The sequence below is a fragment of the Burkholderia sp. KL41 genome, assembly GCF_057005415.2.
Map to the genome: position 1 here is coordinate 3528853 of NZ_CM174446.1, position 12062 is coordinate 3540914.

General features: G+C 68.9%; 11 protein-coding genes. 6 read left to right on the forward strand and 5 right to left on the reverse strand.

Annotation, left to right across the window (positions count from 1 at the left end):
- Positions 1–47: 47 nt before the first annotated feature.
- The 3 genes from PQB87_RS16590 to PQB87_RS16600 form a co-directional block, all read right to left on the reverse strand.
- Positions 48–1010 (reverse strand): LysR family transcriptional regulator, encoded by a 963-nt coding sequence (locus PQB87_RS16590; protein WP_021157442.1) that lies wholly within the window; start codon positions 1008–1010, stop codon positions 48–50.
- 180 nt (positions 1011–1190) lie between these two features.
- On the reverse strand, positions 1191–2267 hold the full coding sequence (locus tag PQB87_RS16595; protein WP_021157443.1) for a porin: 1077 nt from the start codon (positions 2265–2267) through the stop codon (positions 1191–1193).
- 345 nt (positions 2268–2612) lie between these two features.
- Positions 2613–3095 carry a hypothetical protein gene (locus PQB87_RS16600; RefSeq protein ID WP_059683882.1) on the reverse strand — a complete coding sequence of 161 codons (483 nt, stop codon included), beginning with the start codon at positions 3093–3095 and terminating at the stop codon, positions 2613–2615.
- Between the two features lie 346 nt (positions 3096–3441).
- Between PQB87_RS16600 and PQB87_RS16605 the strand changes: the two genes are divergently transcribed.
- The 6 genes from PQB87_RS16605 to PQB87_RS16630 all read left to right on the forward strand — a co-directional run bounded on the left by PQB87_RS16605 (position 3442) and on the right by PQB87_RS16630 (position 10626).
- Positions 3442–4473, forward strand: a complete 1032-nt coding sequence (locus PQB87_RS16605; protein ID WP_059492026.1) for a bile acid:sodium symporter family protein — start codon at positions 3442–3444, stop codon at positions 4471–4473.
- Positions 4474–4856: 383 nt separating this feature from the next.
- Positions 4857–6695 carry an EAL domain-containing protein gene (locus tag PQB87_RS16610; RefSeq protein ID WP_226219229.1) on the forward strand — a complete coding sequence of 613 codons (1839 nt, stop codon included), beginning with the start codon at positions 4857–4859 and terminating at the stop codon, positions 6693–6695.
- Positions 6696–7090: 395 nt separating this feature from the next.
- On the forward strand, positions 7091–8110 hold the full coding sequence (locus PQB87_RS16615; protein ID WP_059685410.1) for a LacI family DNA-binding transcriptional regulator: 1020 nt from the start codon (positions 7091–7093) through the stop codon (positions 8108–8110).
- Positions 8107–9387, forward strand: coding sequence for an AGE family epimerase/isomerase (locus tag PQB87_RS16620; RefSeq protein WP_489242394.1), 1281 nt, complete (start codon positions 8107–8109; stop codon positions 9385–9387). The genes PQB87_RS16615 and PQB87_RS16620 overlap by 4 nt, the downstream gene beginning before the upstream one ends.
- Positions 9384–10292 carry a carbohydrate kinase family protein gene (locus PQB87_RS16625; RefSeq protein WP_489242395.1) on the forward strand — a complete coding sequence of 303 codons (909 nt, stop codon included), beginning with the start codon at positions 9384–9386 and terminating at the stop codon, positions 10290–10292. Before PQB87_RS16620 ends, PQB87_RS16625 begins: the two co-directional genes overlap by 4 nt.
- Before the next feature lie 112 nt (positions 10293–10404).
- Positions 10405–10626 (forward strand): hypothetical protein, encoded by a 222-nt coding sequence (locus PQB87_RS16630; protein WP_021163760.1) that lies wholly within the window; start codon positions 10405–10407, stop codon positions 10624–10626.
- 24 nt (positions 10627–10650) lie between these two features.
- On the opposite strand, the gene PQB87_RS16635 is transcribed toward PQB87_RS16630, so the two are convergent.
- Both PQB87_RS16635 and PQB87_RS16640 read right to left on the reverse strand, forming a co-directional pair.
- Entirely contained in the window at positions 10651–10845 is a 195-nt protein-coding gene (locus tag PQB87_RS16635) for a DUF2905 domain-containing protein (RefSeq protein WP_021163761.1), read from the reverse strand.
- 11 nt (positions 10846–10856) lie between these two features.
- Positions 10857–12050 (reverse strand): class I SAM-dependent methyltransferase, encoded by a 1194-nt coding sequence (locus PQB87_RS16640; protein ID WP_489242396.1) that lies wholly within the window; start codon positions 12048–12050, stop codon positions 10857–10859.
- Positions 12051–12062: the final 12 nt, after the last annotated feature.

A 12062-nucleotide genomic window follows, 5' to 3' on the forward strand; every position in this document is an offset into this window, starting at 1 on the left:
GCTCGCGCTTTTTGTTTTCATCGCCCCGCCGCGGCGGGATGCACGGCTCACACCGCGCGCTTCATCCGCGTGATCGGCAGCACGCGCAGGCGCGATTCGATCGACGGGCACAGCGACTGCCCTTCGAAACGCGCCGCCAGGAAATCGACGAACGAACGCACCTTCGCGGACACGTGACGACGGCTCGCGTAGACCGCATAGATCGGCGCCTCGTGCGGCGGCACCGCATCGATCAGCACCGGCACGAGCCGGCCGGACTCGATGTCGTCGCCGACCACCTCGGTGCCGAGCAGCGCGATGCCCGCGCCCGCGAGCACGGCCGCACGCAGCCCTTCGAGATGGTTCACGATCAGGTTGCCGTTCAGGTTCACGCGCGACGCGGCGGCCGCGTCGATCACCAGCGCGTCGAGCATCGTCGAATTCGAATCGCGCCGCAGGTAGTTGTGGTGCGCGAGATCGGCGATCGTCTGGGGCGTGCCGTGCTTCTCGAGATACTCGGGCGACGCGACCAGCAGGATGTGCGCGGTCGCGATCTGCCGCGCGACCAGCGACGACGATTTCAATCCGTTCGGCGCCGCGCGCACCGCGACGTCGTAGCCTTCCTCGATCAGGTCGACCACGCGATCGGACAGCGTCATGTCGACGGTCACGTCCGGGAACCGGCCCGCATAATCGGTGACGGCCTGCATCACGTGCCGCAGCCCGAACGCGGACAGCGACGTGACGCGCAGCCTGCCTTGCGGCACCACGCTCGCGGCGCCGACGGCCTGCCCGGCTTCGTCGAGTTCCGACAGCGCCTGCACGAGGCGCTCGTAGTATTCGCGTCCGGCCTCGGTAGGCGCGACGCGTCGTGTCGTGCGATGCAGCAGCCGCGCACCGAGCTGCTGCTCGAGATGCATCACGTGCTTGCTCGCCATCGCAGCCGACATCTGCATGCGCTCGGCCGCGCCGACGAAGCTGCCCACTTCGACGACGTAGCGAAACACATTCATGCTGACGAGGGTATCCATCGAACTCGCTCGTAATGACGGGGGAATGATCCAATTACGAGATAGGGTAACAAAGGCGGGGAAACAGAAAGGTCAAGAAAGGCAAAACGGCGCCGCGGGTCGCGGCGCCGTTCCGGCGGGAAAACATGCAGCCCGAACGCGCTTTTCGCGCGCGTCCGGCGCGGCGGTCGCGCGTGCGCGTCAGAACTTCGCGCGGATGCCGGCGCCGAACGTGTTGCCGGTCGACAGGCCGCTGATGTGGTCGTTCATGTAAGCAGCGTAGACGTCCGTGCGCTTGGACAGCGGATAGTCGTAGCCGACGGCCCAGGTCTGGCGCGTCTGGTCGAGGCCGCCCGCGTCGCGCGAGTATGCGTACGACGCCATCGCGTTGCCCACGCCGAGCGGCACCGACACGCCGCCCTGCGCGGTATTCACGTGCCAGCTGCCCGCGACCTGGTCGTTCTTCGTATACATGTACTGGCCGAACAGCTTCACGTACTTCAGGTCGTAGGTCGCGCCGACTTGCGCGATGCCCTGGCTCTTCATGCCGGCCACCAGCGCGCTCAGGTCACGCGGGCCGTTGTTGAAGTTCACGTACTGATAGACCGCGGTCGCCGCGAACGGGCCGTTCGCGTAGTTGAACTGCGCGCTCCACTTCTTCGAGCCGTTGTCGCCGGCCTGGTTGCCGAGCGCGTACATCGCGCCGAAATTCAGGCCACCGAACGAAGGCGACGTGTACGACAGCGCGTTGTTCCAGCCCGAATCGCCGACGGCACCCTGGTCGCTCGGGTAGGTCGGGAACGTGCCGAGGCCGAGGAACACGTGGTACACCATCGGCGAGAACGTGTACGAGTCGTAGAACGGGTTGAACAGGATCGTCGACAGGAACAGGTGCGTCGTCAGGCGGCCGGCCGTCACCGTGCCGTACGGCGAATCGATGCCGACGTACGCGTTGCGTGCGAAGAACGTGTCGCCCTGGAAGCGGCCGAACTGGCCGTTCTGCGCGCGGAAGAAGCTTTCCAGCGTGAAGATCGCCTTGTAGCCGTTGCCGAGATCCTCGGCGCCGTGCATGCCCCAGTACGACGTCGACATCCCGCCGCCGCTCACGTTCCACGCGCGGTCGCCGCCCGGGAACTTGGTGGCGCCGACCCATTCGTCGACCTGACCGTAGAGCGACACGCTCGACTGTGCATGGACGGGAGCGGTAGCCGCCACGCAGGCAGCCGCGGCGATCAGCTTGACGGACGTGCGCGACGCACGGCGAGCGAATGCTTTCATTGGATCTCCAGATTTTGTCGAATTGTCGATAAGTGGCGCGAGCGTTGTTTTTTGGAGCCGAGTGCTTGCGTCGTATGGGGCGCAGCCATCTTTACGGATCATTCGTCCGGTCAAAATTGCGCACACTTATTGCGGGTATAGCGGCAGCATTAACTTCGCGGAATTGATACATGGCCGGGTACCCGCCGGCGGCCCGGCGTGGACGCGGTCGCACGGCCGGACAGCCGCGTGGCACATGCGAGCCGGGCGCGAAAGATAGCGCAATGCGACGGGAAAATCAGCGGAAATCTGTGCGCGACTGTGGCGAATTCGCATCAGCCGCCGGAGGGACGAGCGCGCGGGCGCTCAGTTTCGGTAGAACGGGGAGAAATACGGCGAGTGCGCAGGCTCTTCCTGCGAGCGGGGCGGCGGCATCGGACGGCCGCCGCGCTCCTCGTTGTAGCGCGCGACGTCGGCGCGGATCGAACCGGCGCGCAACGGCACGTTGCCGCCGCCCGGCGGGCGCGGCATCTGGCGCACGTCGGCGCTGATCGGGCGATACGGGCTTTGCGCGGCGTAATGACCATACGACGGCGTCGGCCGCAGCCCCCAGCGGGAACCGTAGCCGCTCACGCCGCCGGCGCGTGCACCGCCGGGGGGCGTAACGTGGCGCCAGACGGGAGCACCGCCGGCCGGCTGACCGTACGCGCGCATGTCGCCGCCACCGAAACCGTGGCCGCCGAATGCATGACCGCCGTGCGGCGGCTGCGCGAGCGCGAACGGCATCAGCAATGCGCCGAGCACGCCCGCCACCCATCGTCCGATCTTCCGTTTCACCCGTTCCGTCATCGTGCAATGCCTGTCCATGCCCGCCGCCGGCTCCTTTCGGCCGACCCAAGGCTTTCAGCAGTAATTTATGAGCGCGCCGAAAGCGTGTCGAGCCAAAAAGTGTTATGTCGCCGGCATCGGTGTAACACCATGTTACTGCTAGGTTTTTTCACTTCGGCACGCGACCGGGACAGAACATTCTTCTGCCGTTTTGCGCATGGTCGGGCAGGTGCCGCGAACACTATCGCATGAGATCGATTCATCAATCGATTCTCACAATGAATTTGTGTAGTGAATCATCAACCGGGACAATGGCGCCATCCGCGCGCGCGACGCGCGCCCCCGTCGTTTCCGAATCGAGTTCCCGATGGCCCGTCCCCGTTTTCTTCCCGACAACTTCACGCTCGCGCTCGTCGGCACCGTCGTGCTCGCGAGCCTGCTGCCCTGCCGCGGCCCGGCCGCCCATGCGTTCAACTGGGCGACCAACATCGCCGTCGGCCTGCTGTTCTTCCTGCACGGCGCGAAGCTGTCGCGCGAAGCCGTCGTCGCGGGCGCGACCCACTGGCGGCTGCACGCGGTCGTGCTGCTCAGCACGTTCGCGCTGTTCCCGCTGCTCGGCCTCGCGCTGAAGCCGGTACTGCAGCCGCTCGTCACGCCGACGCTGTATGCGGGCGTGCTGTTCCTGTGCACGCTGCCGTCGACGGTCCAGTCGTCGATCGCGTTCACGTCGATCGCGAAGGGCAACGTGCCGGCCGCCGTGTGCGCGGCATCCGCGTCGAGCCTGCTCGGGATCTTCGTCACGCCGGCGCTCGTCGGGCTGATGATCACGTCGCAATCGGCCGCCGCCGCGTCGCCGTGGAGCACCGTCGGCAGCATCGTGATGCAGCTGCTCGTGCCGTTCATCGCCGGCCAGTTGCTGCGGCCCGTGATCGGCGGCTGGATCGACCGCAACCGCGGCGTGCTGCGCTTCGTCGACCAGGGCTCGATCCTGCTCGTCGTCTACGTCGCGTTCAGCGAGGCCGTCAACGAAGGCCTCTGGCACCAGATCCCGCCGCGCGCGCTCGGCGGCCTGCTCGTCGTCAACCTCGTGCTGCTCGCGATCGCGCTGCTGCTGACCGCGTTCGTCAGCAAGCGGCTCGGCTTCAACCGCGCCGACCAGATCACGATCATCTTCTGCGGCTCGAAGAAGAGCCTCGCGGCCGGCGTGCCGATGGCGAAGGTGATCTTCTCGGCGAACGCGGTCGGGGCGATCGTGCTGCCGCTGATGCTGTTCCACCAGATCCAGCTGATGGCGTGCGCGGCGCTCGCGCAGCGCTGGGGCGCGCGCGACATGAGCGGCGAGCACGACGAGGGCGACGCGGCATCGGCGCCCGGCGCGCTGAGCGCGGGCAAGCGCTGACGATCGGGGCGGCGGGACGGCCGCCGGGTGGTGCCGTCCCGGGGCCGTTCCTTCTGCCTTCTGCCTTCTGCCTTCTGCCTTCTGCCTTCCGCCTTCCGCCTTCCGCCTTCCGCCTTCCGCCTTCCGCCTTCCGCCTTCTGCCTTCCGCCTTCCGCCTTCCGCCTTCTGCCTTCTGCCTTCTGCCTTCTGCCTTCTGCCTTCCGCCTTCCGCCTTCCCGCCTTCCCGCCTTCCCGTCTTCCCACCGCAACGCCCTCCCACCCACGCACCGACACGCCCCCACGCGATGCACCAGCAACGCCCGTCGCGTCACGAAATCTTCATTCAATTCTCCACGAGCGGTGCCGTTAAGTCGGGCGTCCCGTCGATTCGGCTGCCCTCGCCCATGCCCGCGCCCCACCCCGACTCCGCCGCCGCCCGCACCACCCGCCTGATCGCGGAGCGTGCGCTGGCCGCCGTCTTCCAGCCGATCGTCGATCTCGGGTCGGGGACGGTCGTCGGCTACGAGGGCCTGATACGCGGCCCGCGCGGCACCGACCTCGAAACGCCCGCCGCGCTGTTCGCGCAGGCCGCGCGCGACGGCGAGACCATCGCGCTCGAACAGGCCGCCGCGCTCACCTGCCTCGACGCGTTCGCGGCGCTCGGCTGCGACGGCAAGCTGTTCCTCAATTTCAGCGCGGGCACGATCCTGCAGCTCGCGCGCGAACGCGAGCGCGCCCGCCAACGGCTCGACCGTGCGCGGGTCGGCGCCGAGCGCATCGTGATCGAACTGACCGAGCAGAACGCGACGACGGACATCGCCCATATCGGGCCGGCCGTCGCGTCGCTGCGCGACGCCGGCATCCAGTTCGCGCTCGACGACTACGGCACCGCGAACGCGAGCATGAACCTGTGGCTGCGCCTGCATCCGGACGTCGTGAAGATCGACCGCTTCTTCATCCACGACATCGCGCGCGACCCGCTGAAGTTCGAAGCCGTGAAGGCGATGCAGCACTTCGCGCAGGCGAGCGGCGCGCAACTGATCGCGGAAGGCATCGAGAACGAAAGCGACCTGATCGTCGTGCGCGACATGGGCATCTGCTGCGTGCAGGGTTTCCTGCTCGGCCGGCCGAACGCGCGGCCGTCGCGGGTCGTCGCACCGGCCGCGCGCGACGCGATCCGCGCGCCGCACATCGCGGTGTTTCCCGGCGCGACGCGCCCGGTGCGGCCGGCCGGCACGATCGCCGGGAAGATGCTGGTTCCGGCGCCGGCCCTGCCGCGCGACGCGACCAGCAACGACGTGCTCGACCTGTTCAACCGGATGCCCGACCTGCACGCGGTCGCACTCGTCGAACGCGGGCGGCCCGTCGCGCTCGTGAATCGCCGCGGCTTCATCGACCGCTTCGCGCTGCCGTACCACCGCGAAGTGTTCGGGAAGAAGCCGTGCCTGCAGTTCGCGAACGACGCGCCGCTGATGATCGACAACGCGACGACGTTCGAGCAGCTCGCGATGCTGCTCGCAAGCCACGACCAGCGCTACCTCGCGGACGGCTTCGTGATCACCGAACACGGCCGCTACGTCGGGCTCGGCACCGGCGAGAGCCTCGTGCGCGCGGTGACCGAGATGCGCATCGAGGCCGCGCGCTATGCGAACCCGCTGACGTTCCTGCCCGGCAACATCCCGATCAGCGCGCACATCGACCGCCTGCTCCAGCGCGACGCCGGCTTTCATGCGTGCTACGTCGACCTGAACCAGTTCAAGCCGTTCAACGACCAGTACGGCTACTGGCAGGGCGACGAGGTGCTGAAGTTCGCCGCGACGGTGCTGGCCGGCGTGTGCGATCCGCAGCGCGACTTTCTCGGGCACGTCGGCGGCGACGATTTCCTCGTGCTGTTCCAGCGCGACGACTGGCGCAAACGCGCCGCCGACGCGATCGCGCGCTTCAACGACGGCGCGCAGCGCTTCTACACGCAGGCCGACCGGCAGGCGGGCGGGCTGCGCGGCGAGGACCGCCACGGCAACCCGGCGTTCTTCGGTTTCGTGACGATGGCGATCGGCGCGGTCGGCGTGCCGGCCGGCGCGCACGGCGCGAAGCGCTACGGCAGCGACGAGATCGCATCGGTCGCCGCGCTCGCGAAGCGGCGCGCGAAGCAGCAGCCGGACGGGCTCGCGGTCGTCGACCTCGATGCGGGCCGCGCCGCGCTGCGCGATCGCGGCGAACCGCCGGCCATGGCAATACGCTGACCGGCGGGCAGCCGGCCTCCCTCGTTCGCGGACGCGGGAGGCCGGCTGCGGCGGCGATACGGCGGCGATGCGCCGTCGTCCGTCGCGCCCGGACGCCCGCCGCACTGCCGGGCCGCTCGTTGCGCCCGGCCTTCCCGCCGGCCCGAGCAAGCCGCCGGGCACGCGTGCGCGCACGCGCGAAGCCGGCACGCTGGCCGCCACTTCCCGCTCGCCGGGCACCCGCACGTCCGCCTTGCCTTTTTCGTGTTTTGTTTAGTATTTTTAGTAACGTCGTTTTCGCAGATTAGCGCTTAAAAACCGGTAATTTTCGGGTATTCCCCGGTTATCCGGCCCGAATTCCGCGATACGTTTTACTATACAATCGCTTCCACCCTAAACAAACCGGACCCCGAACGATGGGTACCACCATTCGCGATGTGGCGCGGGCGGCAGAGGTCTCGATCGGCACCGTCTCCCGCGCGCTGAAAAACCAGCCGGGCCTGTCCGAAGCCACGCGTGCGCGCATCGTCCAGATCGCGCAGCGGCTCGGCTACGATCCCGCGCAGCTGCGGCCGCGCATCCGCCGGCTCACCTTCCTGCTGCATCGCCAGCACAACCGCTTTCCGGCCAGCCCGTTCTTCTCGCACGTGCTGCACGGCGTCGAGGACGCCTGCCGCGAGCGCGGCATCGTGCCGACGCTGCTCACGGTCGGGCCGAACGACGACGTGCTGCGCCAGATGCGCCCGCACGCGCCCGACGCGATCGCGGTGGCCGGCTTCATCGAGCCGGAGACGATCGAGGCGCTCGCCGCGACCGGCCGGCCGCTCGTGCTGATCGACCTGTGGGCGCCCGGCCTGCGCTCGGTGAACATCGACAACGCAACGGGTGCGGCGCTCGCGATGCGCCACCTGCTCGCCACCGGCCGCACGCGGATTGCGTTCATCGGCGGCTCGCCCGCGCACTACAGCATCGCGCAGCGCGCGATCGGCTACCGGCGCGCGTTCTTCGAAGCCGGGCGGCTGTTCGATCCCGCCTACGAAGTGACGATCGACGCGGGGCTCGATCCCGACACGGGCGCCGCGCGCGCGATGGAGCAGCTGCTCGACGCGCCGGGCCCGCGCCCCGAAGCCGTGTTCGCGTACAACGACGCGGCCGCGCTCGCCGCGCAGCGCGTGTGCACCGCGCGCGGCCTGCGGATTCCGGACGACATCGCGATCGTCGGCTTCGACAACATCCCGGCCGCCGCGCACGCGAGCCCGCCGCTCACGACGCTCGCGGTCGACAAGGAAGCGCTCGGCCGCCGCGGCGTCGAGTTGCTGCTCGCCGACTCGCCCGAACGCACCGAGATTTCCCTGCCCGTCGAGCTGATCGTGCGGGCCAGCAGTCAGCCCGCCGGCTCCCCGGCACTCGATACCGCCACGGTCACCGAATCATGAACATGCCCCCGGTCCAACCCTGCACGGCCGCGCCGGCCGCCCACACGCAAGCCGCGCCGTTCGTCGCGAGTTTCCGCGATCCGTCGTTCCTGCTGTCGCACATCGAGGACACGCTGCGCTTCTACGCAACCAACGCGTTCGACCCGACGGGCGGCTTCTACCACTACTTCCGCGACGACGGCAGCATCTACAACCGCACGTCGCGCCACCTCGTCAGCAGTTGCCGGTTCGTCTTCAACTACGCGATGGCATACCGGCATTTCGGCGATCCGCGCCACCTGGAATACGCGCGCCACGGGCTGCGCTTCCTGCGCGACGCGCACTGGGACGACGAACTGCAGGGCTACGACTGGGAACTCGACTGGCGCGACGGTGCGAAGCGCGCGACGCTCGACGGCACGCGCCACTGCTACGGGCTCGCGTTCGTGCTGCTCGCGGCCGCGCACGCGACGATGGCCGGCATCGACGAGGCACGCCCGCTGATCGCGGCCACCTACGAGCTCGCCGAGCACCGCTTCTGGGACGCGGCTGCGGGCCTCTACGCGGACGACGCGACGCCGAACTGGATCGTGTCGTCGTACCGCGGCCAGAACGCGAACATGCACATGACCGAGGCGCTGCTCGCGGCCCACGAGGCGACCGGCCACCTCACGTACCTCGATCGCGCGGAAAAGCTCGCGTCCCACATCACGCAGCGCCAGGCCGCGCTGTCGGGCGGGCTCGTGTGGGAGCACTACCATGCGGACTGGTCGGTCAACTGGGACTACAACAAGGAAGACAGCTCGAACATCTTCCGCCCGTGGGGCTTCCAGCCCGGGCACCAGACCGAATGGGCAAAGCTGCTGCTGATCCTCGAACGGCACCGCCCGCTCGACTGGCTCGTGCCGCGCGCGGCCGAGCTGTTCGACGCCGCGCTCACGCACGCATGGGACGCCGACCACGGCGGCCTGTACTACGGCTTCGGCCCCGACTTCACGATCTGCGACCACAACAAGTATTTCTGGGTGCAGGCGGAGACCTTCGCGGCGGCCGCGATGCTCGGCGCGCGCACCGGCAGCGAGCGCTTCTGGGACTGGTACGACGAGATCTGGCGCTATAGCTGGGCGCACTTCGTCGATCACCGCTACGGCGCGTGGTACCGCATCCTCACCTGCGACAACCGCAAGTACAGCGACGAGAAGAGTCCGGCCGGCAAGACCGACTATCACACGATGGGCGCGTGCTACGACGTGCTGACAACCCTCGCGCGCGCGCAGCGCAGCGAGCCGACGCAATGAGCGGCGGCACGTTTCCGGCTTTCGTGTCGGCAGGTGACATCCTGACCGACATGGTGCGCGCGGGCGATGCGCAATGGACGTCGGTACCGGGCGGCGCCGGCTGGAACGTCGCGCGCGCGGTTGCGCGGCTCGGCGTGCCGAGCGCGCTCGCGGGATCGATCGGCGAAGACTGCTTCTCCGACGTGCTGTGGCGCACGAGCGACGCGGCCGGGCTCGACCTGCGCTTCCTGCAGCGCGTCGCACGGCCGCCGCTGCTCGCGATCGTTCACGAGACACGCCCGCCCGCGTATTTCTTCATCGGCGAAGCGAGCGCCGATCTCTCGTTCGATCCGGCGCGGCTGCCGGCCGGCTGGACCGACCACGTGAAATGGGCACATTTCGGCTGCATCAGCCTCGTGCGCGAGCCGCTCGCCGGCACGCTGGCCGCGCTCGCGGCCGACCTGCACGCGCGCGGCGTGAAGATCAGCTTCGACCCGAACGTCCGGAACCTGATGACGGCCGCGTACCGGCCGACGCTGGAAAAGATGGCCGCGCTCGCCGACCTGATCAAGGTGTCCGACGAGGACCTGCGGCACCTGTTCGGCGGCGACGGCCCCGACGCGATTGCCGCGGTGCGCACGCTGAACCCGCGCGCGGCCGTGCTCGTCACGCGCGGTGCGCAGGCGGCGACGCTCTACGCGGACGGCGACGTGCATGAAGCCAGCCCGCCGCGCGTCGAGGTGGCCGACACCGTCGGTGCGGGCGACGCGTCGATCGGCGGCATGCTGTTCAGCCTGATGGCCGCACCGCAGCGCACGTGGCGCGAGCATCTCGTGTTCGCGCTGGCCGCGGGCGCAGCGGCGTGCCGGCATACAGGTGCGCACGCGCCGACGCTCGACGAGGTCGTCGCACTGATCGAACGCTGACGGCACGCCGATGGCACGAACGGTGACCGGACGCTGTTCGGTCACCGATAAGCGGCGCTGTACATGCTGCGCCGCAGTGCTACGATGAAGTGTCCTTTTGCGGGAGAGCACCATGGACACGAACACGTTCACGAAAGGCATCTACACGGCCAAGGCGCATACCCAGCACGCGGGCAACGGGCAGTTCCAGGGTTACGTGATCCTCTCGCGCGACGACGGGGACGACACCGAGAACACGCGTTACGACGTCCACTCGACGAGCCCCAGCGAGGAAGAGGCGTTCGACGAGGCGAAAGCGCTCGCGCACCGGATTCTCGGCGAGATCGAGCTGTAACGCCCACCGACCTTCAGGCGCGACTCAGAGCAGCCGCGCCACCATCGATACCAGCATCGTCAGCACCAGCGTCGACATGAACGGGAACGGGTAGCGCCGCCCGCCGAGCGTCAGCGTGACGTCGCCCGGCATCCGCCCGATGCCGAGCTTGCCGAGCCACGGCCAGCAGCGCGTCAGGATCATCACCGCGACGAACGTCGTCAACAGCCAGCGCAGCATGCTAGGGCCTGTCAGAGTGCGTGCGAGCGATCGCCGCGCGCGAACGCGTCGAGCGTGCCGTCGATGCCGCGCGAGAACGCGATCACCTTGAACAGCTCGCCCATCTCGGCCTCGGAAATCAGCTTCTGCACCGCGTTCGCGGCCGGCAGGAATTCACGGATGTCCGACGGATCGATCGCGGCCAGCGCGTCGGTGATGCCCGCGTTCAGCAGGAAGCGCGCCTGCGACGTGTAACCGAGCAGGTCGGCGCCGGTCGCGATGGCCGCGTCGTAGATGCCGGTGAATTCGACGTGCGCGGTGATGTCCTGCAGCCCCGGGTACAGGAACGGATCGTCGTGCGCATGGTGCCGGTAGTGGCACATCAGCGTGCCGCGGCCGCGCTGCGGGTGGTAGTACTCGTGCGCGGGAAAGCCGTAGTCGACCAGCAGCACCGCGCCGCGCCCGAGCATCGTGCAGACGGTGCGCGTGAACGCCAGCGCGGCCTCGTGCGTCTCGGTCACGTAACCGTCGCCCGCCTCGTCGAGCCCCGCGAGCACCGCCGGCAGGCCGGCCGGCGCAGCAGGACGGTCCTCGAACACGAACGCCTGCCGCGCATCGAGCGCGACACCGCGCTCCTGCCATGCGCCGCCCGCCTTCGCGAACAGGCGCACGGGCATCGCATCGAGCACCTCGTTGCCGACCACGACGCCGTCGAACCGCTCGGGCAGCGCGTCGAGCCAGCGCACCTTCGCGGCGAGCGCCGGCGCGGCGGCCGTGATCGTGTCGCGCTGCCGTTCGCGCAGCTCGCCGGACAGGTCGACGATCAGGTATTCGTCGAGTCCGGCGCCCAGCGCGTCGAGCGCCGCGAGCAGACCGGCCGCGAGCTTGCCCGTGCCGGCGCCGAATTCCATCACGCAACGCGTGCCGCTCGCCGCGAGCGCTTCCGCGACCGGCCGCGCGAGCGTCTGTGCGAACAGCGGCGACAGCTCGGGGGCGGTGACGAAGTCGCTGCCGTCGTCGGCGCGGCGCCCGAACTTGCGCGCGCCGCCGCTGTAATAGCCGAGGCCGGGCGCGTACAGCGCACGCTCCATGAAGCGGTCGAACGGCAGCCAGCCGCCGGCCGCCGCGATCTCGTCGCGCAGTTGCGCAGCAAGGGTTTCGGACTGCGCAAGCGCGTCAGGGCCGGGAGCAGGTAAACTAGCGGGTTCGTGAGCTTTCGGGTTCATCCCGGCATTGTA

Coding starts and splice junctions, on each gene's coding strand:
- PQB87_RS16590 (WP_021157442.1), bottom strand. CDS start 1,010: ATGGATACCCTCGTCAGCATGAATGTGTTTCGCTACGTCGTCGAAGTG.
- PQB87_RS16595 (WP_021157443.1), bottom strand. CDS start 2,267: ATGAAAGCATTCGCTCGCCGTGCGTCGCGCACGTCCGTCAAGCTGATC.
- PQB87_RS16600 (WP_059683882.1), bottom strand. CDS start 3,095: ATGACGGAACGGGTGAAACGGAAGATCGGACGATGGGTGGCGGGCGTG.
- PQB87_RS16605 (WP_059492026.1), top strand. CDS start 3,442: ATGGCCCGTCCCCGTTTTCTTCCCGACAACTTCACGCTCGCGCTCGTC.
- PQB87_RS16610 (WP_226219229.1), top strand. CDS start 4,857: ATGCCCGCGCCCCACCCCGACTCCGCCGCCGCCCGCACCACCCGCCTG.
- PQB87_RS16615 (WP_059685410.1), top strand. CDS start 7,091: ATGGGTACCACCATTCGCGATGTGGCGCGGGCGGCAGAGGTCTCGATC.
- PQB87_RS16620 (WP_489242394.1), top strand. CDS start 8,107: ATGAACATGCCCCCGGTCCAACCCTGCACGGCCGCGCCGGCCGCCCAC.
- PQB87_RS16625 (WP_489242395.1), top strand. CDS start 9,384: ATGAGCGGCGGCACGTTTCCGGCTTTCGTGTCGGCAGGTGACATCCTG.
- PQB87_RS16630 (WP_021163760.1), top strand. CDS start 10,405: ATGGACACGAACACGTTCACGAAAGGCATCTACACGGCCAAGGCGCAT.
- PQB87_RS16635 (WP_021163761.1), bottom strand. CDS start 10,845: ATGCTGCGCTGGCTGTTGACGACGTTCGTCGCGGTGATGATCCTGACG.
- PQB87_RS16640 (WP_489242396.1), bottom strand. CDS start 12,050: ATGAACCCGAAAGCTCACGAACCCGCTAGTTTACCTGCTCCCGGCCCT.